Here is a 26,225-nt window from a genome sequence, read left to right on the forward strand (position 1 = left end):
AGCCGGCGGACGGCAACTGCCGCGTCACCCGGTTCGAGTACGACAACAACAACCGGCTCAAGCGCACCATCGTGCCTGATCAGACGGTTGGATTGCGCAATGCCGATACCGGCAACTACGACATCCGGCTGAGAGACTTGGTCATCAGCCGCAGCTACGACGCCAACGGCAATGTAGCGAAGGAGACCGACGCCCTCGGCAACAGCGCGTATCGCTGGTTTGACCGCGCGGGGCGCAAGGTATTGGAAGTGGATGCCGCCGGCTACGCGGTGGCATGGGACTACAATAGCGCCGGCAAACCGGTGCGCGAAACCCGCTACGCCGTCGCTATCGGCGTGCCGGCTGACAGCGACACGCTGGACATGGCCAGAGCCAAGCTGAAGCCGAATGCTGGCGATGACCGCGTAAGCGAGTTCGACTACGACCGAATGGGGAGGGTGGCGGAAGAGCGCCGGTTGAACGTGCAAATCTCCGCCGACGATGGCGTCAGCGATGCCCGCGGCATGGTGCGCACCCAGTACCACTACAACGCGCTGGGCCTGGTGGACCGCAAGACCGACGCCAAGAATGGCGTCACCGACATCGGCTACGACAAGCTGGGCCGCGAGACTCATCGTGAAGAAGCCGCTTTCGTCGACCAGACCGGCCAGAGCGTGAGGCCGACCACCGACAGCTATTACAACGGCTTGGGTCAACTTGTACGCAGCGTCAAGGCTGGGGTGGCGGGGGACTTCAGCAAGATGACTTATGGCGTGGGTGGCCGTTTGCTCAGCCAGGTGGATGCTGAGCAGAACATCACCTACTACGAGTACGACGCGGCCGGCAATGTCACGCGCACGCAGCATCCGCGACAGCAGGCGGCGGGCCAGCCGCTGCTGCAGGACCTAGTGTCCTACCAGTACAACGCGGCCAAGCAACAGATCGCCAAGCTGGATGCCAGTACCGGCATCTGGTCAGAAACCCGCTACAACGCCTGGGGCCAGATCAGCGGCAAGCGTACCAGCCTCAACCGCCAGGGCGATTGGCAGGAGTTCAGCGAGTATGACGGCGCCGGCCGGCTGACCCGCGGCAACGCCGGCGGCGTGACCAAGCTGTACGGCTACGACGCCAACGGCAATGCAACCTTGACGATCGAATCTGGAGGCGAAAGCGGCGACGAGCTGCGCGGCATGAGCCTGGATCAGGCGATGGCGCTGGTGGCCAAGCGGGCCGATCCGAAAGCGCCGATGGATAACTTGCGCTTGACGGTGAGCGACTACGATGCGCGCAATCAACATATTGCTACTTATCAACCGACGATGGTAAACGCGCGGCAGGCGTCGCAAGTGCAAGTGGAGCCGTGGATCAGCGCCAGGCTGCAGACCGGCGCGGGGGATGTGGTGACGGTGGGGGCGATTGCGACGAAGGGGCCGCTGGAAAGCAATCCGCTGGCGAGCCAAGGTTTATTGATTGGAGGGCTACAGCGGAGTGGGTCGGTGGTGCTGACCCCGTTAGAAGTGGATGTCCGGGATCGAGAGTATTCCAGCCGCAGGGCTTATGATTTGTTTTTGACATCTGTAAATGTCAATGTGAATCTGCCCCCGCTGTCAGAATATGGTGGCGAGGGATACAAGGTGGTCGTCAATTTTTTTAACGGTAAAGGCCTTCCTACCCGGAATCAAATTGTATATGTGCCGTCCAGTGGTGTGTTTAATCAGCCGGTGGGTCTGACTGCACAGTTTGGCTCTAATAGCTCATCTCCAGATTGGGGGGATGCTGCAGGGTTAAGTTTTACGATTTCGGTATATAAAACGGTTTCTGCACCGGCATCTGGTGTTAAAACTGACCTTTTATTATTCGGACAAACTAGCTCTTTTGGCGGCGCGGCTTTACGTAATCATATAGCTAGTGGTTTTTATGGGAACTATGGTGGGGGGGTAACATCTTTTCAAACACCAGATGCCAATGTGAATCGTGTCCTGCTGTTGACTAGAGTGGCGGGGGTGAATGGTTGGAGGGTGTCCAGCATGCCGCTGATGACTATTAATGGTCAATCAATGGCGGGGTGGTTCACCAGTGATGCGTTCCAGAGTTTGGGCGACACACAGTATTGCTATTTACTGTTTGGCGCTTCTGGTAAATTGATCGGAACCCGGCAGGGCTATGCTCATCGCGATGGTACTGGCATTAGCTTCAATCAACAGTCGGCAGCGGATCAGGCTTTCATGTACACCGACAACGGCGGCTGGGGCAATGGCTGGATCAATGTCACCGGTCAGGGCGAAACCGCCACCCACGCAGCCATCCGCTTCCGCAGCATGCCGGGCGGCGCGTGGAGCCCGCTGTCCAACTTGAATCCCGCCACATCCAATGGTCCGCTCAACGGCTGGTTTCAGTTCGATCCCGCCAACTTTGGCCTGAAGCCGGGCACGACTTACGAATACGATTTGACCAGCTTTGACGGCAACAACCAGCAGGTCAAGAAAGTCATCGGTAGCTTCCGTCCAGGCGAGCCGAACTCTCTGGCCCAGCCGGTGCCGTGGCAGGATCAGCCGCAAGTCGTCCACATCCGCAACCAGAACCTGGCGGCCGTCAGCGGCAAGGTGCGTTATCGGGTGGCCGGCAGCAATGGCGCGTACAGCGAGATGGCGCTGGCGCGCAATCCGGATGGCGCGTTCGACTGGCATTGCGAGGATCTGGCCAACAGCCTGGCAGGCCCCACAGCCTATGAATTCGAATATCAGGTTTTCGACAATAATGGCCTGATGCTGAACCGCGCCGCCGGCAAGATCACGCTGGGCGGCGGCGGTGCCACCTTGAATCCGGGCGATCTGCAGGGCTTGGCCTTGCCGTTGTCGGTGACCTTTACGCCGCCGCAGGCTAATGCCGCCACCCTGAACCTGTCGTATCGGGTCAAGGGCAGCAACGGCGCTTGGCAGAGCGCGGCCTTGAGCCGCAATCCGCAGGGCGGTTTCCAGTTCAATGTCGACAACCTGGCCGCCGGCGACTACGAATACCGCTACCAGCTGCGGGATGCCGGCGGCGGGCTGCTGAACAATGCCGATGGCAGCGCGGTCGACGTGGCTGGTTATTTGCACCGCGGCGGGCCGAATGACCCTACAACCGCAGGCGTGCTCAACTGGGTGCTGCTGGGGGTGTCCAATCATGACGCTACCGTCACCCGCGGGCAGCATTACAACGCCTTTGGCGAAGTGGACAGTGAAACCGACGGCATGGGCGATGTCACCCAGTACCGCTACAGCACTACCGGCAAGCTGCTGGCCAAGCAAGATCCAAAAGTTAGCGCGACCGGCGAAGACGGCAAGGCGGCGGACATCACTCCGCTGACCCAGTACCGCTATGACGCGATGGGCAATGTGGTGGCCACCATCGACGCCAATGGCCGCGTCAACCGGCAAAGCTGGTTGGCGGGCAGCCAGGACGGCCAGGGCAAGGTGTTGAACGAGTGGCACGCCGACGGCGGCGCCAAATCCATGCGCTATGACGCGCAGGGCAATCTGCGATCCAGCATCGATGAGCTTAACCGCTCCACCATGTACAGTTACGACAAGCTGGGGCAGCTCAAGCGGATAGACCGCGCGGGCAGCGGCTATGACGAGTACGACTACGACAGCGCCGGCCAGCGCGTTGCCCATCGCACCACCGCCGACGGCAAGACGGTGTTGGCCGATACGACCCGCTACGACAGCCTGGGCCGGGTGCTTGCCACCGTCAGCGCGGCGCAGCGCGCCGTCAACTACAGCTACCAGTGGGACGCCACGTTCAAAGGCGCCGGCGGCACGGTGGTGGGGGGGTGGCGCGTCAGCACCACCGATGCCAACGGCCGGACCATGGTGGACGACACGAGCCTGTTCGGCCTCAAGCTGCGCCATGTCGATCTGGGCAACCACACCTTCACCTATGCTTACAGCAATGCCGGGCAGCTGTACCTGCAAACCGGCAGCATTGGGCAGAACATCCACTACAGCTATTACGGCAACGGCTATCAGAAGAGCCTGGAGGACAGCGCCACCAACAGCTACACGCTGTACGAGTACGATAAGGATGGCCGTAAGACCTTCGAGGGCTACACCACGCTGAGCCAGCAAAGCCAGCAGGTTTATCAGTACGCCGACATCCAGTACGACGCTTTGGGCCGGGTCACCCAAATCCACGATCCCAAGTTCCTCACCCGTTACGAGTACGACGCGGTGGGCAACCGCCGCCGCGTCTACGCCGAATATCGCGACGGCGTGGATGGCAGCGCGCAGACGCAGGACAACTGGTATGCCTATGACGCGATGAATCGCTTCACCGTCAGCATGGGCAAGCTGGACAACGGCAAGATCACCCGCGGGCCGGCTGGCGGCGATGGCGTGGAGGTGTTGTACGACCAGGCCGGCCAGCGCAAACAGGTCACCAATGCCAAAGACGGCACTGTGGAGCAGTATCAGTACACCGATGGCGGCTTCCTCACCGACACCACGATCAACGGCAAGCTGGCCACCCGGCGCAGCAACGACCTGCAGGGACGGGCCATCGGCTATGCAACGTACCGATGGGATGGCGATGGCGGGCAGAAGAGCAGCGTCAGCTCGGTTTACGACGCCGACAGCAAGCTCACCAGCCAACAGGCGGACGGCAGTACCACCACTTTCAACCTGATGGCCGATGGCACGCTGGACAACACGGCGCAGCGCAGCGGCGACACCACCACCACGACCTACTACGGCTATGAGTGGTGGGACGAGGCCAAGCAATCCACCATTACCGCTCAGCCATACAATCCCAACGCGCCAGGTTGGAAGCAGGGTTACTCCCATCTCACTTACGACCTCAACGGCCACCTGAAAGAAGCGATCGACGAGCAAGGCCAACGCAGCTTGCGCTACGTCAACAACGCCCAGGGCCTGGTGCTGAAGCGGGAAGAGGTAGACCACGGCAGCACTTACAAGAAACAGGACTACTACTATCTGGACGGCAAACAGGTGGGCGCGGTGGGCAACGACGGCCCCAGCCGGGTGGACTACGCCAAGTCGCTGGCGCGGGGCGATCTGGGCAATCGCAAGGACAGCTACCGCAATGGCGCGCCGGTGAGCAGCGCCGACTTCGACCAAAATTATGAACCAATCGGCGCCAATTACCCGGCGCAAGCGCCTGGCACGGTGACGGCGCGGGATGGCGACACGCTGCAAGTGATCGCCGCCAATCTGTGGGGCGACAAATCGCTGTGGTATTTGCTGGCTGACGCTAACGGCCTGACCGGCACGGAAACGCTGAAGGCCGGCCAAGTGCTGCGGGTGCCGAACAAGGTCACCAACCTCCACAACAACAGCGGCACCTACCGCGTCTACAACCCGGGCGAGGCGATAGGCGATGTGACGCCGACACTGCCGGAACCGCCGCCGCCGCCGCCGCCGCCGGGAGGTGGCGGTGGTTGTGGCGGCTTTGGGATGATTCTGGTTGCCATCGTGGCTGTGGTGGCGGTGGTGATGACTGCTGGCGCGGCGGCGGTAGCGATGGGGGCTGTTGCATCTTCTGCTGGAGGAGCTCTTACGCTGGGTGCTGCTACGCTTGGAGAAATTGCGTCGGCAGGAGCGGCTGTTCTTGCTGGCGGTACCGCAATGGGGGTAACTGTAGGTCTCAGTACCGCCGGCTTAATTGGAGTGGCTGCTGCCGCTGGTGCTGTTGGCTCCATTGTCAGTCAAGGCGTGGCAATGGGGATGGGGATGCAGAATAAGTTCTCTTGGAGCCAAGTGGGCTTGTCTGCATTTTCTACTGCAGCCACGGTAGGTTTGGCAAGTGGCAGCGGAGCGCTTTCTGGTGCCGGCATGCAGCAGACTGTAGCGCGGACGATGGTCGTGAATGCCGCGACCCAAGGTGTGGCGATGGCGACCGGCATGCAAAAGTCGTTCAGCTGGACTTCGGTGGCGGCATCGGGTGTGGCGACATGGGCGACGAGCGGCATAAAGCCGAATGTTGAAACCGATCCGTTCGCCAATATCGGTTATGGAACCTTGCGCGGCATGGCTGGCGGCACCATCCAGTCGGTGCTGGGCAACGATCACCAGCCGAACTGGGGTAACCTGGCGGCCAACTCGTTTGGCAGTGCTGTAGGTGATGAAATAGTACGGGTTCCTATTAGGTCTAATGGTTTGCAACTGACAGATGACCCCTTTATTCGAGAGGGGTTCGCTCGCATGGCATCAGTTGTCGATGGAGGGGAGGGGGCGAGTGGAACAGCTATCTATCGAGAGAGTAGCTACGGCGAGAAAGTAGAATCGGATGGTGGAGAGGATGGACAATATTTGGGTAATGCCAATAGTGGGCGTAGCGTCGATCTGGGGGGGGGGCGTGTTAAGCTGCCGAATGGACATATCGTTCGTCCTTCAGTGGAGGATCTTACTGATCTGGCGATAGAGTCGAATGGGCAAGTTTTGTACCGTAATAAGGATGGCTTGCCAGTCTATGCAGGCCGCGGCGGAGATATATTTAATGGCTTGTCGCGAGAAACTCCTTATGTCGTGCCTGGTGTGCCGGAATGGGCAAGCCCTAAAGATGGAATCATTACTTATGTATTTGATAGTAGTGGAAAGCCATTTTGGAGAAGTAATGATGCGGTTATGTCGATTCCAGCGCCTTATGCGCGGCCATCACTTGCCTCTTTAGAGGCTGATGCATTAGGGTCTGGAGTTCGTGATGGCGTTGAGAGTCTGCCCGGGAATGTTTTAAACTCCGTGTCTGATTTAATGAATGGGCGTGTGACATTTGATGGTCTTTTGACCAGCATGTATCAAAATAGCCTAGTCGGCATGCTCGGGGCTATGGCTGATGAGAACTATTATTTGGCAGGCCAAAGGTTGGTTGGCACGACATCTGGTATGGCAATGAGCTATGCTGGGGGGGCTGGGCTTGGTGTGTTGAAGCAGCGGTATGCTGGTGCATTGAGTAGGCTGGATGCAATGGCTCCGGATGTTACGTTGAGTCCATTTATTCCAGAGCTATCTAGAGGTCAAGGGATCTCAATTAAGTACGGTGGTTTGGCAGGTTCAACTGATAGCTTTAATTACACAGTTAAAAATCTTCCTGCGGATCTTGTTGAGGATTACCAAGGCGTGTATGGCTATGTCCCAGTGAATGGATCTCAATTTGCACCACCGAAGTGGCCTGTTGATTGGACTAGTCCAGAACAGGTTGCTGCTGCTCGAAGTGTACGTTTGGAATATCATCAAGGACTAGCTGATGAGGCTGCTTTGGTATCTAAAATGCGCACGGAGGGCGTGGCTGAGGAGAGTATCGCTAGGGGAATTGTAGATATGCGTAATCAAACTCGTATGTCGAAATATTCAGCTGAACAACTTCCCATACTGTATGAGAGAAATATGATGAAATATGGCAGTCAATATGGGCCAACTTATGAGTCACTCCTTGCAAAGTATGGTAGCCCGCAAGGTGTGATTTCAGCAGGGACTAGAAGTAATCCATCAATGGATATACTAACTGGAATTGCAAGGGTTAATCCGTGAAAAAAAATATAGTACTTAAGAAGGCAACTTATCCGCATGAGATTGTGATTCTTGATGCTGAGAGCGGGAGGTTTTCTATGCAGCCTGCTGTAGATTCTATTGTGCAAGGAAATTACGCGGTTGTATGTGGTGATGAGTTTGGTGTATTTGCCACAGGAAAGAATCTCTACTTTCAATGGAATGACAAGTGTTGGAATTTTCAAGATATTGGCTTGATGGTTAAGTATCAGCATGATCTGCAAAGGGGAGTGACTCGGTTCTCCATTGGTGATGCGGTGATCGAGTACCCTGCTTGGTGGGTTGGAGATATTGATTTTGATCCTAATGTGCCTGAGCGTGATGAAGATGAAGATTTTTTAGGATATGTTGCTCATCTAGCATGCGATGAAGACTTGCAGTTGGTATTAATTAATAGCTGGGATAAGTCAAATTGAATATGCGGGTGTAATTTCAAGGGCCGTAGATTGAGCTGAGCTTGCGAAGCCCAACGCTTGCCGCGATATATGGCGATCAACATTTATGGGGTCGTGCATTTTCTCGGTGAACGTTGGGCTTCAGTTCATTCTCCCCAAGCTATGGTTCTGGCCGCGCGGGCAAAGCTCAAGAAACGGCCCTCTCTGCCACGCTAAGTTGGATCGTGAAGGTTCATTGTGGGCCTGGCATGGCCCCAAACATGGAACTCGGAGCGGAAAACCTGGACTGAAGACTTATCCGCAACCTAGGTCTGGAACTATGTCCCGCTCCTTGAAGCTCTTGCTGATCATCGTCGCGCTGATGGCGGCCGTCGGTTTGGCCTGCCTGGGCGCGGCCGGCTTGATCGGTTTCCATGTCGACGCGAACGGCGTGCTGCGCGAGCCCTTTGCGCTGATCGCCGGCGGCAGCTTTCTGATCGTCGCCAGTGCCGTTGTCGCTGCCACCTATTTGATGTGGCAAGGGTTGGCGGCCTGCTTTGCCCGCAAGCGCAGGTTTTACCGCTAATAGGGCCGTAGATACCGCCTTTCACTTCAAGCGGCTATGCGCAAACTGGTCTATCTGTGTTTTAGCGTGCTGAAACACGCAACCTTACCAGGCCGACTACGCCGGAGCCACCTGACGTGAAAGACCAATCTACGGTCCCGCCGCCCCGGCGACATCTACAAAGCCGGCTGCGAAAAAGTCAGTTGTTCCGGCATGGGCGACGCGGTGGTGGCGGCGATGTAAGAAGCGGGAGGGGCGGGCGCGGACATGTCCGCCCTGCCTCTCCTATCCACGGCCATGCAGCGCCAGCGCGGCAGTCTTGCGCCAGCGCGGATCGGCGCGTAAGCCATCTTCTTGCCAGCAGGCGTGTACAAGCTTGATTACATGGTCGTTCTGTTGCGCGCAGGCATGGCGTTTCAATTCGTCCCAGTGGGGTGGTGAATCCGTTTGGAGCAAGCCGTGAGGTTTGGGGTCATCCGAGATCATCGCCAGCAGCGCGCTACGTGTCACGATGTCTTGCATCGTCTCGTTGTCCGGCAGGAAAGGGCTGAGAATGCGCAGCGCTCTGAGCGCAGTGATCATATGCAATACGGTGAAATTGCGTGTGCGCAAATAAAGGTTGAGCGCCAGATCCAGAAACTGTTCTCGGCGCGCGGGCAAGTTAGGCGCAAACGCCAACGCGGCGCCCCTCTGCTGGTAAAGCGGCGATTTTTCAGCGGCAGCCATCCTGGCCTGGATCAGCCGGAGGTCGCTGCGGAACGTCTCTAGCTGCGGCTGGATTTCATGTAGCCAATCGTCCCAGGGCAGTCTTTTGTCCGCTGGCCGAGGCATGGATGGCGAATGCCATCCGCTGCTCCATGCCGCCAGCGACGCGGCGATTTCCTCAAGGCAGCCGGATTCATAGGCGTGCGCGCAGCGAATGAGGCCATGAAAAGCATGAGCGGTTAAGCCTGGAGCCAGTATTGGCAGCGTGTCGCTGAGCGTGGTTTCCGTGCCATGAAGGACAAGCTTTTGTTCGAAATGAATGCGCAAATCCGGATAGGCCTCTCTTCTTCCTAAGCCCAAGCGCCAATCCGCAAGCGGATTGCGGGATGGGGAAGTCGGTTCAAGCATGGCGCTATCGCGATCCACTTGCGCTTGCAAACGGTCGCTATCCGCCCCCAACTCCCATGCGGCATGCAATACCATGGGCAGATGATTGGCCAAGCCCTCTTTGTATGTCGGATTCCAAGCGGTGGCTTGGCGCAGGCAGTGATGTAGCGTGTCTCGGCGGGCATGTGCGGGGATGGCTGTTTTCATGATGAGTTTCTCCTTGGGCGAGCGGCGTCATGTTTTGTGATGTGACGCGCTGGATCATAGGAGTTGAAGCTAACTTCAACTCAAGGAGGAGATTGCTTGTTTTCTGGAGGCGCATCGTGCCTGCCATTGAACCGAGAATGCGTGTTCATCGCGGCTTAATCATTTGTTCTGCGGAACTTCACAATAAAAACTATTTACCCCATTGCCTGCCATCGTGGCGCGCTGCACAATGGGGTAACAAAAATTTAACCGCCGCGCAGGCGTCAGCCGCGCGGCGGTCACGATTCGGACTTAGGACAGACTCGGGAGATTTCCAGTGAGAGTAGGCTTTGTAGGCTGGCGCGGCATGGTCGGTTCCGTGCTGATGCAGCGCATGCGCGAGGAAAACGATTTCGCGGTGATCGCGGAACCAGTGTTCTTCACCACCTCCAACGTCGGCGGCAAGGCGCCGGACATCGGCCGCGACGTGCCGCCGCTGAAAGACGCCGGCGACATCGATGAGCTGAAGGCGATGGACGTGATCGTCACCTGCCAGGGCGGCGATTACACCACCGAGGTGTACGGCAAGCTGCGCGCCGCCGGCTGGAAGGGCTACTGGATCGACGCGGCCTCCACGCTGCGTATGCAGGAAGACTCCATCATCGTGCTGGACCCGGTCAACCGCGAGCTGATCGACAAGGGCGTGGCCAACGGCGTCAAGGATTACATCGGCGGCAACTGCACCAACTCCATCATGCTGATGGGCATGAACGGCCTGTTCCGCGAAGGCCTGGTCGACTGGGTGTCCTCCATGACCTACCAGGCGGCTTCCGGCGGCGGCGCCAACCATATGCGCGAATTGCTGAAGGGCATGGGCGCGATCCACTCCACCGTGGCCGATGAGCTGGCCACGCCGTCGTCCGCCATTCTGGAGATCGACCGCAAGGTGGCCAAGGCCATCAGCGAGGATGTGCCGACCGAATACTTCGGCGCGCCGCTGGCCGGCGGCCTGATTCCGTGGATCGACAAGCAGCTGGATAACGGCCAGTCCAAGGAAGAGTGGAAGGGCCAGGCCGAGGTCAACAAGATTCTCGGCACCTCCAGCGTGGTGCCGGTGGACGGCCTGTGCGTGCGCATCGGCGCGATGCGCTGCCACAGCCTGGCGCTGACCGTGAAGCTGAAGAAGGATCTGCCGCTGTCCGAGATCGAATCCATCATCAAGTCAGGCAACGACTGGGTGAAGTGGGTGCCGAACGACCGCGAGATTTCGGTCAAGGAGCTGACGCCGGCTGCGATCACCGGCGGCCTGGAAGTGGGTGTCGGCCGCGTGCGCAAGATGAATATGGGCGGCGAGTACCTGTCTGCCTTCGTGATCGGCGACCAGCTGCTGTGGGGCGCGGCCGAGCCGCTGCGCCGCATGCTGCGTATCCTGATCGAGCGCTGACGGGTAGAATAGGCGCGAGCCTGGGCCGGCTTTGCCGGCCTTTACAGAATTCAAGGGCACTTCGGTGCCCTTTTCGCATTGCAATGCCGGCGGGGAAGACGCCGTCGGCGGTAACAATAGGAACAAAATATGTCGACTTCTCTGCAGATCGCCGTAGTGGGCGCCACCAGCCTGGTGGGTCAAGCCGTGCTGGAACTCCTGGCCGAGCGCAGCTTCCCGGCCGCGCGCGTGTTCGCCGTGGACAGCGCCGAGCAGGACGGCAGCACCGTGTCGCTGGGCAATCTGGAGCTGGACGTGCACATGGTGGACGAGTTCAACTTCGAGAACGTCGGCCTGGCCATTTTCGCCGCCGGCGGCGACATCTCGCGCCAGTATGTCCCGCAAGCGCGCGACGCCGGCGCGGCGGTGGTGGATTTCAGCTCCGCGTTCCGCGGCGACGCCGGCGTGCCGCTGGTGGCGCCGGCCATCAACGCCGCCGAACTGGAAGAGCTGGGCCGCGCGCCGCTGGTGGCCGTGCCCAATTGCACGGTGACGCCGCTGGCGCTGGCGCTGGCGCCGCTCGCGCCGCTGGGCATCGCCCGCGTGACCGTGGCTACCTACCAGGCGGTATCCGGCAGCGGCCAGAAAGCGATGGAAGAGATGGCGGAGCAGACCACCGCGTTGTTCTCGCACCGCGACGCGGAAGTCAGCGTTTACGCCAAGCGCATCGCCTTCAATGTATTGCCGCAGATCGGCGATGTGGACGAGAACGGCGATTCGGAAGAAGAGCGCTCGGTGCGCGACGAGACCGCGCGCCTGCTGAAGCTGAAGCCCGAGCAGCTGGAAGTCACCTGCGCGCGCGTGCCGGTGTTCTTTGGCCACTCCTGGGCGATTCAAGTCGAATTGCATGAAGAGTTTGACCTCGAACAAGCGCGCAAACGCCTCAAGGCGGCAGGATTGCAGGTGGTGGGCAGCGAGCAGCATGGCGGCTACGTGACGCCGATGGAGGCCACCGGCAACGAGATGGTGTGGGTCAGCCGCCTGCGCAAGCACGGCAAGACGCTGAGCCTGTGGGTGTCGGCCGACAACGTCAAGGCCGGCGCGGCGCTGCATTGCGTGCGCATCGCTGAAATCCTGGCTGGGCAAAGCGCTTTGATGTAATCGACGCGCACGGCATGCCAAGCCGGCATCGGCTGTGAAATCTGGCTAAACGACGTGCAAAGGCCTAAGATTGCAACAGTTGCACACTCATCCCAAAGGGATGGGCGCCGATAACATCTGATAATGCGACAGTGCCGGAAGGTAGACAGTGAGAAATCAGGGAAAACTCAAGCTTGGCGTGCTATTGATCGGCTTGGCGTACTCCGCGTGCGCCTGGGCCGGTTTGGGGAAGATACATGTTCGCTCCAATCTGGGCGAACTATTGAAGGCCGACATCGAGATGACCGGCGTGCAGCCGACGGAGCTTGACGCCGTCAGGGTGGGGCTGGCGGGCATCGAAACCTTCCAGGCCTTGAATGTCGATTACGCCAGCTCCTTGTCCTCCCTGCGCTTCGCGCTGAGTCCCAATACGCGCGGCGCGATGATACGCGTCAGTTCCACCCAGCCCATCAACGATCCCTACCTGCGCTTCGTGGTCGAGGCCAAGGCGCCATCCGGCCGTTCGGTCCGCGAATATACAGTGTTGCTCGATCCCGCCAATTATACAGCGCAAAACATTGTCCAGGACGTGCCCAGCTATGCCGACGACGACCAGGCAAGCCGTTATCGCCAGGCTGCGCCGGCGAAGCTTGCTCCCGCCGCGCCGCGCGAGCTGACGGTGCGCCAGGGCGCCACGCTGCGTTCGCTGGCGGCCAAGGTCAAGCCCAAGGGCGCGTCGTTGCGGCAAACCATGGCCGCCTTGGTTCAGGCCAATCCGGATGCTTTCGCCGATGGCGACGTCAGCCATCCCAAGCCAGGCTCGACGCTGCAAGTGCCATCTGCGCGCAAGATGCGCGCGCTGTCGGCCAGCCAGGTGGCCGGCATTCTGGGCGAACCCGCTCCGGCGGCGCAGGCTTCGTCTGCGGGCGGCCAGGCTGGCGCGCCGGCGGGCAAGGGCGGCGATGTGCTAAAGCTGGCGCCGGGAGACGGTTCGGACAACGCCAAGCTCAACGACCTGCAGCAGCAAATCTCAGCCCGGGAAAAAGCGCTGCAGGACGCCACCACCCGCATCGCGGCGCTGGAGCAGCAGTTGAAAGCGTTGCAGAGCAGCCTGCAGGCGCCGGGAGCCAAGCTGGAGCCCGTCGCGCCAGCCGCCGCGCCGGCGCCGTCCAGCGCGCCGATGGCCGCAAGCGTTCCGCATGAGGCCGTCGCTGCCAGCGCGCCCAAGCCGGAGCCCAAACCGGTGGAGAAGCCCCATCCCAAGCCTGCGGCCGCGCACCCCGCGCCGCCGCCTGCGCCATCGCTGATGAGCAGGGTGCTAGGGTATCTGCCGCTGATCGGAGGCGGCGTCGCCGGCGTAGGCTTGCTTGGGTTGCTTGGCGTCATGATCGCCAGGCGGCGCAAGGGGGCTGACGAGAATGCCGGCAGCGCCGCGCTGGGCCGCAGCACGGTAGCCGGGCATGACGCCAATGCCGCAGGCGGCAGCAATTCCTTCATGAGCAACTTCACCCAGGCTGCCGGCGCCATCGACGCGGCGGAGGTCGATCCCGTGGCGGAGGCCGAGGTGTACATCGCTTACGGCCGCGATCAACAGGCCGAGGAAATCCTCAAGGATGCGCTGCAGAAGGATCCGTCGCGCCATGAGGTCAGGATGAAGCTGATGGAGGTGTATGCGGCGAGGCCGGATGTCGCCGGCTTCGAACGGCTGGCCAAGGAAATGCATGCCGCCTTCGACGGCAAGGGCGCGTTGTGGGCCAAGGCGGCGGCCTTGGGCCGAGCCATCGACCCGGGCAATGCCCTGTATCAGGCGGATGCCGGCGAGCCGGAACCCGCGCCTGCGGCAGCGGGCGGCGAGGTGATAGATCTGGACCAGGAGCTGTTCGGCGACGAAGCGCCCGCGGCCATCGAGGCCGCGCCGGCGCCGGCTGAGCCGGCATCGCCGGTCGCGGAGGAGGCGGATCCGCTGGCGGCGTTGTTCGATGCGCCGCCTGGCGGCGAAGCGCCTCCGGAGCCGGAAGCCAATGCGCTGGATTTCGATCTGGACGCCATGCTGGCGGCGGAGCCCGAGGCGGGCGAGGCCAAGGCGCCGGAGCCGGAGGCCAATATGCTGGACTTCGATTTCAACCTGGACGCCGCGCCGGCGGCGGAGGCCAAACCGGCGGAGGCTCCCGGCGCAACCGGGCTGGAGTCCTTGTACGAGGACATGCTGGCGGAAGAGCCTTCGGCGGCAGGGGGTGCTCAGCCTGCCGACTCCGCCCCGAACGAAGCGAAAGCGGAAGGCGTGTCGGTGATGGACGACCCCTTGGCCACCAAGCTGGATCTGGCCAAGGTTTACCTGGACATGGGCGATCGCGAGGGCGCGCGCGAGGTTTTGCAGGACTTGCTGGGCGAGGCGCAGGGGCAGCTCAAGGAGGAGGCCCAGGCCTTGCTCGATAAGATCAGCGCTTGAGGAATTGCCGCCGCGAGGCAAAAACCGTCTGCAGCCATGCGCTCAGGCGGTTTTTTCATGTTCGGATTTTTACGCAGCGGATAGCGAATCGCGAGAGCGGGAGCCTGGTTTCATGACGCGGGCAATTGGTTTTCCATTTTGGCTGAATTGGAAAATGCCACGCGTTTGCTGGCCGTGAAAGCGTCGAATGGGCCAGCCGCGCCTAGGCAACAGCGCAAGAAGATGGGAAGGAAAAATCTGTTTTTTGGATGCCGGGCGATTTGCATGCGCGGCGAGCGGATGCGTTGGCGGGATGGTTTGTCGCGGCGCTGAGGCGGGCGTTTGGAATGCCTGGAGTCGGATATTGCGTTTCGCATGGGATTGTCAGGCGAAAGTGCTATAAGGTTTAATTATGCGTTTTTGCAAAACGCCGGCCGCCTTGATGGATAAGGGCCTTCGGGGCAAAAGGTGGGTATTTTTCCGTCGGGCCGGGTTGTATCATGCATGCAAGAAGATTGGGAACATCAACGATGGCTGCAAATTTTCGCAAGACAGGCTTGGCGCTGCTGCTGGCGGGCATGGGAAGCATTTACGCGGCGCATGCGGGATTGGGGCCGATACGCGTGCTTTCGGCGGATGGAGAATCGTTCGCCGCTGAAATACCGGTCGTCAACGAGGACATCGAAGACCTTGCCCAGGTGAATCTGGCTGATCGCAACAATTATCCGCTGCTTTCCCCTTACAGCGGTTCCGCGCCGGTTTTGCATTTCAATCTGGTGCGTAGCAGCGATGGCCGCATCAGCAAGGTGCAGGTCAAAGGCCCGGCGAGCTTCGGCGAACGCTTGCTGCGCTTCGCGGTGGAGGTGCGCTGGCCTGCGGGCAGCTTGGTTCGCGAGTTCGAAGTGGATTACAAGCGCGATGGGCCGAGGCGCAAGGCGCCGGCTCCCGCCGACGGGGACGACGACAAGCGCCATGCCGCGACGCCGGACCAGGGGTCCAGGCTGGACGGCGCGGGTTTGGGCGATATTCGCGTCAGCTCCCGTCTGGGGGAGCCGCTGATCGCCGAGCTGCCTTTGCTGGGCGGCGCTTTCGACAAGTCGGAGCAGCTGCGGGTGGCGATTCTGCCGGATGTCGCGCAAGGCGTGGCGATGAAGGAGCAGCTGTCGCAAGTAGCGTCCATTTCGCATCAACTGGATCGTTCGGCCAGCGGGCACCGCGTGTTGCGGCTGTCGTCGTCAATGCCGATCACCCAGCCGAGGTTGTCGTTCCGGGTCGAAGTGGTCGCCGGGAATGTCAGGGCGCAAAAGACTTATAGCCTGACGCTGGATGGCGCCGCGGCCAAGAGCGGCGCGGATGCGGCCAGATCCGTCGCCAAGCCGGTGGCGAGGCCTGCCGGCTCTGAGGCGGCGTCTAGCGGCAAGACCTACCAGGTGAAAAGAGGCGATACCCTGTCGGGAATCGCCATGAAGATGAGCGGCCAGGCGCGCGGCGAGGATGTGGCCGGGCGGTTGTTGCGGGACAACCCCGAGGCTTTCGTCGACGGCGACGCCAATCGCCTGCTGGCCGGCGCGGAGCTGCATTATCCGAGCGGCTGGACGATGCCGGAGGCGGCGAAGGGCGCGGGCAAGCAGGAGGAGGCGAAGGATGCCGCCAAGTCGGGCAGCATGGCCAAACTGCTGGCGGAAGGGCATCAGGCCGATCTGGCGAAGTCCCGCCCGGCTAAGGCAGCCCAGCCGGAAACCAAGCCGGCGGCGAAGCCCGTTCCGGAGTCGAAGCCTGCCGCTCAGACGGCATCATCGCCGCAGGCGCTGGCGGCCGAGCGCCGCATGCGCGACATGCTGATGAAGCAGGAGCAGGCGCTGAAACAGACCGAGCAAAGAGCCAAGGCGCTGGAAGACAAGATTCGTTCGCTTCAGCAAGCCAAGAGCAAGCCCTCTGCCGCATCCGCGCCATCCGCGGGCGTTGTGGCGGCCAGCAAGCAGGAGGAGGGCGTGTCCGCCAAACCCACGCCTGCCGAGCCCAAACCACCCGCCAACAAGCCTGAGGCGCAGGCGGCGAGGAAGGAAGAGCCGCCGGAGTCGCCGGCAGTCAAGCCGGAGGTTCCGGCCTTGCATGGGCCGCCGGAACTGCTTCAGTCTCCCGAGAGCAGGCCCGAACCGGTTATCCGGCGGGAGGCCGTTCCTCAGTCTCCGCCGGCGCGCGGCGCGGCGGCAGGCGCGATGTCGGCGTTGAACGACCGGGATGTGCAAATCAAGCTGGGCGGCGCGGCCGCCGCGCTGGGACTGGTGGCGCTGCTGCTGATCCGCCGCCGCCGCGCCGCCGCCGCTGGCCAGGACGCTGGCGGCGACGCAGGTAATGACGCCGAATCCGCCAAGATGCAGTTGAAGCCGCTGACCTCGCTGATGAGTTCGTTGAAGAGCGATGAGGGCATAGACCTGGGCTCCGTCGACGTGATGGCCGAGGCTGAAGTCTATCTGGCTTATGGGCGGGACGACCAGGCTTTGTTGATTTTGCGGGAGGGCCTGGCGAAAGAGCCCTTGAGGCAGGATCTGCGCTACAAATTGCTGGAAGTGCTGGCGGCCCAGCCTGACAAGGAGGCGTTCATCGAGGAGGCTGTCGCCACCCAGGGCATGTTCAGCCAGGACAGCACCCTGTGGCAGCGGGTCAGCGAACTGGGCCGCGCCCAATTGCCCGATCATCCCTTGTTCGCCAGGGCGGCCGGCGCGGAGCCGCAAATCGCCGCGCCGAAGGCCGCGGCACCCGAGCCGCGCCCCGCGATAGCGGTTCCTCCTCCCGAGGCTCCGGCGGCCGCGCCTGTCGCCGCGAAAGCGCCTCCCGCTCCGCCGCCGGCAATGGAGGCGCCGATCGAGGGAACCGAGGATGTCGAGAAAATGGAGTTGGCCAAGCTCTATATGGAAATGGGCGACAAGGAAACCGCCGAGCTGTTGATGCGCGAGGCCCAGCACGGCCGCTAAGCGCGTGGGCGGGAGCGGCCGATGGCACCGGTTTCGGCCGGTGCCATTTGTTTTTGTATTGAGGCGACGCGTGTGGCGCAAACCGGGTCGGATAGGATAAAGTGGGTGCTTTATCGCTCTGGGCGAGGCTTTGTCCGGCCCGGGGCGTGGCAATGAATGGATGAGTGGGTATGAGAATCGCGCTCGGCATAGAGTATGACGGTCGGGCGTTCGCCGGCTGGCAGACCCAGCCGCACGGCAACACGGTACAGGATAGGCTGAATCAGGCATTGGGGCAGATCGCCGGCAACCGAGAAGTGACCACCCACGCCGCCGGCCGCACCGATGCCGGCGTGCATGCCGCGATGCAGGTGGTTCATTTCGATACCGATGCGACGCGTCCGCTCAATGCCTGGGTAAGAGGCGTCAACGCGCTGCTGCCGCCCGAGGTGGCAGTGGTGTGGGCGCGCGAAGTCGGCGACGAATTCCATGCCCGCTTCTCCGCGTTTTCCCGCAGCTACAGCTATTTCCTGCTGACCCATCCGGTCCGTTCCTGCCTGCTGGCGGGCAAGGTGGGCTGGTATCACCAGGCGCTGGATGTGGCGGCGATGCGCGAGGCGGCGGCCCGGCTGCTGGGGCGGCATGATTTTTCCAGTTTCCGCGCGTCGGAGTGCCAGGCGAAATCGCCGGTCAAGGATCTGCAGCAGTTGGATATCGTCGAATCCGACGGCCTGCTGCGCTTCGATTTGAACGCCGACGCCTTCCTGCACCACATGGTTCGCAACATCGTCGGCGCGCTGCTGTACGTAGGCAAAGGGGCGTTGAGCCCTGACGACATGCGGGCTTTGCTGGCGGCGCGCGACCGCACCAGCGCGCCGCCAACCTTCATGCCGGACGGCTTGTATCTGACCGGCGTGGGTTATCCGGACGCGTTCGCGCTGCCATCCCGCTGCGAGGCGGCGCGGCTCAGGCTGCGCTGAAGTACAACCCTTATCGAGCGGGGCACAGGACATCGTGGTCAGAATCAAGATTTGCGGCATCACCCGGCCGGAGGACGGCGCCGAGGCGGCCCGCCTGGGGGCGGACGCCGTCGGACTGGTGTTTTACGACAAGAGTCCGCGCAATGTGTCGATTGAGCAGGCGCGCGCGGTGATCGCCGCGCTGCCGCCCTTCGTCAGCGTGGTGGGCTTGTTCGTCAATCCCGAACGCAAGTGGGTGGAGCGGGTGCTGGCCGGCTGCGCGATCGACGTGCTGCAGTTCCACGGCGAGGAGAGCGCTGAGTTCTGCCGCGCTTTCCATCGGCCCTACCTGAAGGCGGTGAGGGTGAAGCCGGGCGTGGACCTGCTGGAATGGGCGGGCCGTTATCCCGACGCGCGCGGCCTGCTGACCGACGCTTTCGTCGAGGGCGCGCACGGCGGCACCGGCGCCACTTTCGACTGGACCCTGCTGCCGGACGATCTGCCATTGCCGCTGATCCTGTCCGGGGGACTGGACGAACAGAACATTATCGAAGCCGTGCGCCGGGTGAAGCCAGCCGCGGTGGACGTCTCCAGCGGAGTGGAGGCGTCCAAGGGAATCAAATCCGCCGCCAGAATGGCGGCCTTCATATCAGGAGCAAGACATGGATCGGTATGATTTTCCGGATGCGCAGGGCCATTTCGGCCCTTACGGCGGCGTCTACGTCGCCGAAACCTTGATGGTGGCGCTGGATCAGCTGAAAGAAGAATACGCCCGCGTGAAGGCCGATCCGACGTTCTGGCAGGAGTTCCATCATGAGCTCAAGCATTATGTCGGCCGCCCCAGCCCGGTCTACCACGCCAAGCGCTGGTCCGAGCAACTGGGCGGCGCGCAGATCTGGTTCAAGCGCGAAGACCTGAACCACACCGGCGCCCACAAGATCAACAACGCCATCGGCCAGGCGCTGCTGGCCCGCCGCATGGGCAAGAAGCGCGTGATCGCCGAAACCGGCGCCGGCCAGCACGGCGTGGCCACCGCCACCGTCGCCGCCCGCTACGGCATGGAGTGCGTGGTGTACATGGGCGCGGAAGACGTCAAGCGCCAGTCGCCCAATGTGTTTCGGATGAAGCTGCTGGGCGCCACCGTGGTGCCGGTGGAGTCCGGCTCCAAGACGCTGAAGGATGCGCTGAACGAAGCGATGCGGGATTGGGTGACGAATGTCGATTCCACCTTCTACATTCTCGGGACAGCAGCCGGTCCTCACCCGTATCCTATGCTGGTCCGCGATTTCGTGTCGGTGATCGGCGCGGAATCCAAGATCCAGATGCCGGAAGTGATAGGCCGCCAGCCCGACGTGGTGGTGGCCTGCGTGGGCGGCGGCTCCAACGCGATCGGCATGTTCCATCCCTATATCGACGTGCCGGGCGTGCGCATGGTGGGCGTAGAGGCGGGCGGCCACGGCGTTTCCAGCGGCAAGCACGCGGCGCCGATCTCCTCCGGCGCGCCGGTGGGCGTGCTGCACGGCTCCAAGAGCTATCTGATGCAGGACGCGGACGGTCAGATCATCGAGACCCATTCGGTATCGGCCGGGCTGGACTACCCTGGCGTTGGGCCGGAGCATTGCCACCTGAAAGACATCGGCCGCGCCGAATACGTGTCGATCGACGACGACGAAGCGCTGCGCGCCTTCCACGACTGCTGTCATCTGGAAGGCATCATTCCGGCGCTGGAATCCAGCCACGCGCTGGCCTGGGCCGCCAAAGTCGCGCCGACCATGGGCAAGGACCAGGTGATTCTGGTCAATCTGTCCGGCCGCGGCGACAAGGACATCAATACCGTTGCCGGCCTGGCCGGCATCACGCTGTGAAGGGGGCGAGAATGTCACGCATTGCCAACTGTTTTGCAGAGCTCGCGGGCAAGAAAGCCCTGATCCCGTTCATCACCGCGGGCGATCCGCATCCCGGCCTGACCGTGTCGCTGATGCACGGACTGGTGGAAGGCGGCGCCGACATCATCGAGCTGGGCGTGCCGTTTTCCGATCCGATGGCCGACGGCCCGGTGATCCAGCGCGCGTCCGAGCGCGCGCTCAAGCACAAGGTGGGTTTACGCCATGTGCTGGAGATGGTGGCCGAATTCCGTCGCGACAACGCAACGACGCCGGTAGTGCTGATGGGCTACCTGAATCCGCTGTGCGCGATGGGCTATACCGAATTTGCCGCCCGGGCCAAAGCGGCCGGCGTGGATGGCGCGCTGACGGTGGACTGTCCGCCGGAAGAGGCCGCCGAGCTTCAATCCGCGCTGGATGCCCAGGGCCTGGACACGGTGTTCCTGGTGGCGCCGACCACGCCGCCGTCGCGGGTGGCGGAAATCGCCAAACTGGCCCGCGGATACGTCTATTATGTGTCGCTGAAAGGCGTGACCGGCGCCGGACATCTGGACATTGAGGATGTAGCGCGTAAAATTGCTGCCCTCAGACAACAATTGCCGCTGCCGATAGGCGTGGGCTTCGGGATTCGCGACGCCGCGACTGCCAAGGCCATCGCGGCCGCCGCCGACGCGGTGGTGGTGGGCAGCAGGCTGGTACAGGAAATTGAGGCGGCGACACCCGAAACTGCCAGAGAGCAGCTAACTCGTCTGGTAGCCGAATTAAAGGCTGCCATCCGCTAGAACACAGACGGGGGCGCATCGCCCCCGTCGCAATGTGGCCGGAGATATCCGGACACCCAGATTCAAGGAGTCAGCATGAGCTGGTTGAACAAGCTCCTCCCGCCGAAGATCAAGCGCGAAAACCGCGCAGACAAGCCTTCGGCGGTACCGGAGGGGCTTTGGAGCAAATGCCCGGAATGTGAAGCGGTACTGTATTACACCGATCTGGAAAACAACCTCCAGGTCTGCCCGAAGTGCAGCCACCACCACCCGTTGTCGGCGCGTCAGCGCCTGAACTTGCTGTTGGACGAAGAGGGACGGCGCGAAATCGGCGAAGAAGTGCGGCCGGTGGACATCCTGAAGTTCAAGGACAGCAAGAAGTACCCGGATCGCCTCACCGCCGCCAAGAGCGACACCGGCGAGGATGACGCGCTGGTGGTGATGCAGGGCAGCATCCATTCGCTGCCGGCGGTCGTGGCCGCGTTCGAATTCAAGTTCATCGGCGGCTCGATGGGCTCGGTGGTAGGCGAACGCTTCGTGCGCGGCGTGCAGGCCGCGGTGGAGGCCAAGGCACCGTTCATCTGCGTGTCGGCCTCCGGCGGCGCGCGGATGCAGGAGGGCCTGAATTCGCTGATGCAGATGGCCAAGACCAGCGCCGCGCTGCAACTGCTGACCGAGCACAAGCTGCCCTTCATTTCGGTGCTGACCGATCCGACCATGGGCGGCGTGTCCGCATCCTTCGCCTTCCTGGGGGATGTGGTGATGGCCGAACCCAAGGCCCGCATCGGTTTCGCCGGCGCCCGAGTGATCGAGCAGACCGTGCGCGAAACGCTGCCGGAAGGCTTCCAGCGCGCCGAATTCCTGCTGGACAAGGGCGCGGTGGACATGGTGGTGGACCGGCGCGAGCTGAAGCGCAAGATCGCCGGGATGATCACGCTGCTGATGAAGGAGCCAGCCGCTGTTTGAGCGGCTCGCGCCTAGTCTATCCAATGCCGCCTTCGGGCGGCATTTTCATTTGGGACGGCAGCCTTGCAGCGCGTTGTTGAACTTGGGCAGGAATTGCGGGCCTTCGCGGTCGAGGAAGGCTTTGCCGAAGTAGAGGCCCATCGGCAGCGCTTCGGCCAACTCGCTGCGCAGCTCTGCCTGCAGTCCCAGGCGGGCGATCAGCGCGTCCACCGCGTAGCCGTTGCCCAGCACGGCGTCCACCCTGCGGGATTGCAGCATGCGCAGCAGCTGCTCGCTATTGCCCGGGGTGGCGCTCAGGCGATAGCCGTGATCGCGCAGCCAGATATCCATATTGGAGCCGCTGAAGGCGGCGATGCGCGCCTGGCGTTTGAATTCGGGGCTGGAAGGCGACAGCGGGTTGGCTTTCAGCAGATACCATCGCCGCTCATAGGGTATCAGGGGGCCTGAGAGCGTCGCGTAACGGTCCCGCTCTTCGGATTGCGTGGCGGCGAAGAAACCGTCGGATTGCAGATGCTGGACCTGCCATTGCGCGCGGGGCCAGGGCAGGAAGTCCAGGGTGTAGGGGCGCTGCATCTTTTTCAGCGCGCAATCGACGACCTGCACCGCCAGGCCGTCCGCCTGGCCGTTGTCGCGAGTGAAAGAGAGGGGAGGCTGCAGATGGGTGGCTAGGCGGATGGGTTCTGCCGGAAAAACGCGGGGCGCGGCCAGCAGCAGGCTGGCCAGCAGAAGCTTGTGCGTGAGCGCATGCGGCATGGCGCGTTCCGGTTCGCGGGAGGCCCCGCTTCTTCTTAGCGTAAGAAGACGGCGGCGGAGATTGCAAGTAATTTCTCTCGCCGCCATGATCCGCAGCAAGCGGCGCTAGTCGGCCTGGGCCAGCGCTTCCAGTTGTTCCTGCACTTCCATCCATTCTTCTTCGACGACTTCCAGCCGGGCGGCCACTTCGCCCTGGCGCCGCACGCTGTCGGCCAGTTTCTGCTTGTTGGCGTCGTCATAGGCGTCACTGGACGACAGGAAAGTTTCCAGCTGGCTTTTTTCCTGCGACAGCTTGTCCATCTCCTGCTCCAGCTTGGATAGGCGGCTCTGCAACGGTTTGCGCTGTTTGGCCAGTTGTTGGCGCGCCTCGGCCTCTTGCCGTTTCTGCTCCTTGCGGTTGACTGTTTGCGCATCGCCGTCGGACGGCTTGCCGTTTTCCGCCAGCTGGGCGAGGCGCCACTGGCGGTAGTCTTCCAGGTCGCCGTCGAACGGCTGCACCTTGCCGCCGCTCACCAGCCAGAACACGTCGGTGGTGGACTCCAGCAGGCTGCGGTCATGGGATACCACGATCAGCGCGCCGGTGAAATCCTGCAGCGCCAGCGTCAGCGCGTGGCGCATCTCCAGATCCAAGTGGTTGGTCGGTTCGTCCAGCAGCAGCAGGTTGGGCTTTTGCCAGACTATCATCGCCAGCGCCAAGCGCGCTTTTTCGCCGCCGGACATTGGGCCGACGGGGTCGGTGGCAGCGTCGCCGCGGAAGTTGAAGCCGCCGAGGAAGCTGCGCAGCTCCAGCTCGCGCGTGGTTGGGGCCAGGCGCTGCATGTGCTGCAGCGGCGACTCGTCCGGCCGCAGCGTTTCCAGCGTGTGCTGGGCGAAGTAGCCTATCTTCAGCATCTGCGCGTTGACGCGCTCGCCGGTTTGCGGCGCCAGGTCGCTGGACAGCAGCTTGACCAGCGTCGACTTGCCGGCGCCGTTGACGCCCAGCAGGCCGATGCGCGCGCCGGCCTCCACCGACAGGCTGATGCCGGACAGGATGGTCTTGTCGCCGTAGCCGGCGCTGGCCTTGTCCAGCTTCAAGAGCGGGTTGGGCAGATGCTCGGGGCTGTCGAAATGGAAATCGAACGGCGAGGCGGAGTGGGCCGGCGCGATGCGCTCCAGTTTTTCCAGCGCCTTGACCCGGCTTTGCGCCTGGCGCGCCTTGCTGGCCTTGGCCTTGAAGCGGGTGATGAACGATTCCAGGTGGGCGATCTGGCGCTGCTGCTTTTCGTACTCGCCCTGCTGGCGCGCCAATTTCTCGGCGCGCATCACTTCGAACTGGCTGTAGTTGCCGGTGTACAGCGTCAGCGCCTGGTTGGCCACTTCCACCGTGTGGCTGCAGATGGCGTCCAGGAAATCGCGGTCGTGCGAGATCACCAGCAGCGTGCCCGGGTAGGCCTTCAGCCAGTCTTCCAGCCACAGCACCGTTTCCAGGTCCAGGTGGTTGGTCGGTTCGTCCAGCAGCAGCAGGTCTGAGCGGCACATCAGCGCCTGGGCCAGGTTGAGGCGCATGCGCCAGCCGCCGGAGAAGCTGGCCACCGGGCGCTGCTGGCCGGCTTCGTCGAAGCCCAGGCCGGTCAACAGTTTGCCGGCGCGGGACGGGGCGGAGTAGGCGTCGATATGGGCCAGCTCGCCGTGCAGATGGCCGATGGCGTTGCCGTCGTGCTTGTTCTCCGCGACGGCTAGTTGCGCCTCCAGCGCGCGCAGCTCCTTGTCGCCGTCCAGCACGTAGTCGAGCGCGCTGCGCTCCAGCGCCGGCGTTTCCTGAGCCACGTGGGCGACGGTCCAGTTGGGCGGCAGCAGCATGTCGCCGCCGTCGGCGTGCAATTCGCCCAGCAGCATCGCGAACAGGCTGGACTTGCCCACGCCGTTGGCGCCGGTCAGGCCGGCCTTGTAGCCGGGGTTCAACGTCAGATTGGCGCCGATCAGCAGCTCTTTCAGGCCGCGGCGCAGGCTCAGATTTTTCAGTTGGATCATGATGGCATTCGAGCCACGAAAACCACGAAAAGACGCGAAAACTGTTTAAGCGCGGGGAGGCGCGCGGCTTTAGGAGTCTGTTCGTGTTTTTTCGTAGTTTTCGTGGCTAATAAAAGGTTATACCGCCGGCAGGCTGGACAAGTCCCAGCGCGGCTTGATGGTGAAGCCGCCTGCCGGCTCGGCGAATTTGACGCGCATCGCGCCGGCGAAGGCGATCATCGCGCCGTTGTCGGTGCACAGCGCCAAAGGCGGGTAGAACACCTCGAAACGCTTGCGGGCGGCGGCCTCGTCCAGCGCGGCGCGCAGCTGCTTGTTGGCGCCGACGCCGCCAGCCACCACCAGCCGCTTCATGCCGGCCTGTTTCATCGCGGCGAGCGACTTTCTCACCAACACTTCGACGATGGCTTCCTGGAAAGCGCGGCAGATGTCCATCCGCGTCCGCTCGTCCAGCTCGCCCTGTTCGGATTCCTGCTGGCGCACCAGGGTCAGCACCGCGGTCTTCAGGCCGGAGAAGCTCATGTCCAGGTTGCCGGAGTGCAGCATGGGTCGCGGCAGCGTGAAGCGGTCCGGACTGCCGGATTCCGCGAGCTTGGACAGCAGCGGACCGCCGGGATAGGGCAGGCCCAGCAGCTTGGCGGTCTTGTCGAAGGCCTCGCCGGCGGCGTCGTCTACTGTTTCGCCGAGGATTTCATAGTTGCCTACGCCGCGCACCGCCATCAGCTGGGTGTGGCCACCGGAAACCAGCAGCGCCAGGAAAGGAAACTCTGGCTTGGGGTCGGCCAGCAGAGGCGACAGCAGATGCCCTTCTAGGTGGTGTACCGGGATCACCGGGATGTTCAGGCCGAAGGCCAGCGCGTTGGCCATGCTGGCGCCCACCATCAGCGCGCCGCCCAGGCCGGGGCCTTGGGTGTAGGCGACGGCGTCCAGATCGGCCAGCGTCTTGCCGGCCTCGGCCAGGCAGGCTTCGGTCAGCGGGATGGCGCGGCGGATGTGGTCGCGGCTGGCCAGCTCGGGCACCACGCCGCCGTACTCGGCGTGCATCGCCATTTGAGTGTGCAGCTGATGGGCCAGCAGGCCGTGTTCGGTGTCGTACAATGCGACGCCGGTTTCGTCGCAGGAGGATTCAATGCCAAGTACCAGCATGGGTGCAGCTCGGAATATAACGGGACAATCTTTCTATTCTACCGGTGAATCTTTGTCGGCCCAAT

The 26,225-nt window shown here is 62.3% G+C and carries 16 protein-coding genes; 12 read left to right on the forward strand and 4 right to left on the reverse strand.

Annotation, left to right across the window (positions count from 1 at the left end; all coding sequences use genetic code 11):
* The first annotated feature begins 71 nt into the window (after positions 1-71).
* The 3 genes from VA599_RS20435 to VA599_RS20445 all read left to right on the forward strand — a co-directional run bounded on the left by VA599_RS20435 (position 72) and on the right by VA599_RS20445 (position 8,483).
* Positions 72-7,505, forward strand: a complete 7,434-nt coding sequence (locus VA599_RS20435) for a LysM peptidoglycan-binding domain-containing protein (protein ID WP_346790340.1) — start codon at positions 72-74, stop codon at positions 7,503-7,505.
* Positions 7,502-7,939 carry a hypothetical protein gene (locus VA599_RS20440; protein WP_346790342.1) on the forward strand — a complete coding sequence of 146 codons (438 nt, stop codon included), beginning with the start codon at positions 7,502-7,504 and terminating at the stop codon, positions 7,937-7,939. Before VA599_RS20435 ends, VA599_RS20440 begins: the two co-directional genes overlap by 4 nt.
* Before the next feature lie 319 nt (positions 7,940-8,258).
* Positions 8,259-8,483, forward strand: a complete 225-nt coding sequence (locus tag VA599_RS20445; RefSeq protein WP_346790344.1) for a DUF3955 domain-containing protein — start codon at positions 8,259-8,261, stop codon at positions 8,481-8,483.
* 264 nt (positions 8,484-8,747) lie between these two features.
* Here VA599_RS20445 and VA599_RS20450 read toward each other — a convergent pair whose 3' ends face one another.
* Complete coding sequence (locus VA599_RS20450; protein ID WP_346790345.1) at positions 8,748-9,761, reverse strand: questin oxidase family protein; 1,014 nt, start codon at positions 9,759-9,761, stop codon at positions 8,748-8,750.
* Positions 9,762-10,077: 316 nt separating this feature from the next.
* Between VA599_RS20450 and asd the strand changes: the two genes are divergently transcribed.
* The 9 genes from asd to accD all read left to right on the forward strand — a co-directional run bounded on the left by asd (position 10,078) and on the right by accD (position 22,254).
* Positions 10,078-11,184, forward strand: coding sequence for an aspartate-semialdehyde dehydrogenase (gene asd / locus VA599_RS20455; RefSeq protein ID WP_346790347.1), 1,107 nt, complete (start codon positions 10,078-10,080; stop codon positions 11,182-11,184).
* A 129-nt stretch (positions 11,185-11,313) separates the two neighbouring features.
* Positions 11,314-12,324: an aspartate-semialdehyde dehydrogenase gene (locus VA599_RS20460; RefSeq protein ID WP_346790349.1), complete on the forward strand. Its 1,011-nt coding sequence runs from the start codon at positions 11,314-11,316 to the stop codon at positions 12,322-12,324.
* A 148-nt stretch (positions 12,325-12,472) separates the two neighbouring features.
* Positions 12,473-14,752, forward strand: coding sequence for a motility hub landmark protein FimV (locus VA599_RS20465; protein ID WP_346790351.1), 2,280 nt, complete (start codon positions 12,473-12,475; stop codon positions 14,750-14,752).
* Positions 14,753-15,261: 509 nt separating this feature from the next.
* On the forward strand, positions 15,262-17,706 hold the full coding sequence (locus VA599_RS20470) for a type IV pilus assembly protein FimV (RefSeq protein WP_346790353.1): 2,445 nt from the start codon (positions 15,262-15,264) through the stop codon (positions 17,704-17,706).
* A 170-nt stretch (positions 17,707-17,876) separates the two neighbouring features.
* Complete coding sequence (gene truA / locus VA599_RS20475) at positions 17,877-18,665, forward strand: tRNA pseudouridine(38-40) synthase TruA (protein ID WP_021476000.1); 789 nt, start codon at positions 17,877-17,879, stop codon at positions 18,663-18,665.
* Positions 18,666-18,696: 31 nt separating this feature from the next.
* Complete coding sequence (locus tag VA599_RS20480; RefSeq protein ID WP_346790416.1) at positions 18,697-19,320, forward strand: phosphoribosylanthranilate isomerase; 624 nt, start codon at positions 18,697-18,699, stop codon at positions 19,318-19,320.
* Complete coding sequence (trpB, locus tag VA599_RS20485; protein ID WP_021476002.1) at positions 19,307-20,509, forward strand: tryptophan synthase subunit beta; 1,203 nt, start codon at positions 19,307-19,309, stop codon at positions 20,507-20,509. The genes VA599_RS20480 and trpB overlap by 14 nt, the downstream gene beginning before the upstream one ends.
* 11 nt (positions 20,510-20,520) lie before the next feature.
* Positions 20,521-21,309: a tryptophan synthase subunit alpha gene (trpA, locus tag VA599_RS20490; RefSeq protein ID WP_021476003.1), complete on the forward strand. Its 789-nt coding sequence runs from the start codon at positions 20,521-20,523 to the stop codon at positions 21,307-21,309.
* A gap of 75 nt (positions 21,310-21,384) precedes the next feature.
* Entirely contained in the window at positions 21,385-22,254 is an 870-nt protein-coding gene (gene accD / locus VA599_RS20495; RefSeq protein ID WP_021476004.1) for an acetyl-CoA carboxylase, carboxyltransferase subunit beta, read from the forward strand.
* Positions 22,255-22,299: 45 nt separating this feature from the next.
* On the opposite strand, the gene VA599_RS20500 is transcribed toward accD, so the two are convergent.
* The 3 genes from VA599_RS20500 to tsaD all read right to left on the reverse strand — a co-directional run bounded on the left by VA599_RS20500 (position 22,300) and on the right by tsaD (position 26,160).
* Complete coding sequence (locus tag VA599_RS20500; protein ID WP_158677667.1) at positions 22,300-23,007, reverse strand: substrate-binding periplasmic protein; 708 nt, start codon at positions 23,005-23,007, stop codon at positions 22,300-22,302.
* A gap of 105 nt (positions 23,008-23,112) precedes the next feature.
* A complete protein-coding gene (locus tag VA599_RS20505; RefSeq protein WP_021476006.1) occupies positions 23,113-25,017 on the reverse strand; it encodes an ATP-binding cassette domain-containing protein in 1,905 nt (634 codons plus the stop codon).
* A gap of 117 nt (positions 25,018-25,134) precedes the next feature.
* Entirely contained in the window at positions 25,135-26,160 is a 1,026-nt protein-coding gene (gene tsaD / locus VA599_RS20510; protein WP_346790357.1) for a tRNA (adenosine(37)-N6)-threonylcarbamoyltransferase complex transferase subunit TsaD, read from the reverse strand.
* Between the last annotated feature and the right edge of the window lie 65 nt (positions 26,161-26,225).

Origin of the sequence: Chromobacterium indicum, from assembly GCF_039708975.1 — a bacterium.
GTDB lineage: Bacteria > Pseudomonadota > Gammaproteobacteria > Burkholderiales > Chromobacteriaceae > Chromobacterium > Chromobacterium piscinae.

What these genes read in the sequence shown, in the direction of transcription:
- VA599_RS20450 (WP_346790345.1), bottom strand. Translation starts at nt 9,761, where the DNA reads ATGAAAACAGCCATCCCCGCACATGCCCGCCGAGACACGCTACATCAC.
- VA599_RS20460 (WP_346790349.1), top strand. Translation starts at nt 11,314, where the DNA reads ATGTCGACTTCTCTGCAGATCGCCGTAGTGGGCGCCACCAGCCTGGTG.
- VA599_RS20470 (WP_346790353.1), top strand. Translation starts at nt 15,262, where the DNA reads ATGGCTGCAAATTTTCGCAAGACAGGCTTGGCGCTGCTGCTGGCGGGC.
- truA (WP_021476000.1), top strand. Translation starts at nt 17,877, where the DNA reads ATGAGAATCGCGCTCGGCATAGAGTATGACGGTCGGGCGTTCGCCGGC.
- trpB (WP_021476002.1), top strand. Translation starts at nt 19,307, where the DNA reads ATGGATCGGTATGATTTTCCGGATGCGCAGGGCCATTTCGGCCCTTAC.
- trpA (WP_021476003.1), top strand. Translation starts at nt 20,521, where the DNA reads ATGTCACGCATTGCCAACTGTTTTGCAGAGCTCGCGGGCAAGAAAGCC.
- accD (WP_021476004.1), top strand. Translation starts at nt 21,385, where the DNA reads ATGAGCTGGTTGAACAAGCTCCTCCCGCCGAAGATCAAGCGCGAAAAC.
- VA599_RS20500 (WP_158677667.1), bottom strand. Translation starts at nt 23,007, where the DNA reads ATGCCGCATGCGCTCACGCACAAGCTTCTGCTGGCCAGCCTGCTGCTG.
- VA599_RS20505 (WP_021476006.1), bottom strand. Translation starts at nt 25,017, where the DNA reads ATGATCCAACTGAAAAATCTGAGCCTGCGCCGCGGCCTGAAAGAGCTG.
- tsaD (WP_346790357.1), bottom strand. Translation starts at nt 26,160, where the DNA reads ATGCTGGTACTTGGCATTGAATCCTCCTGCGACGAAACCGGCGTCGCA.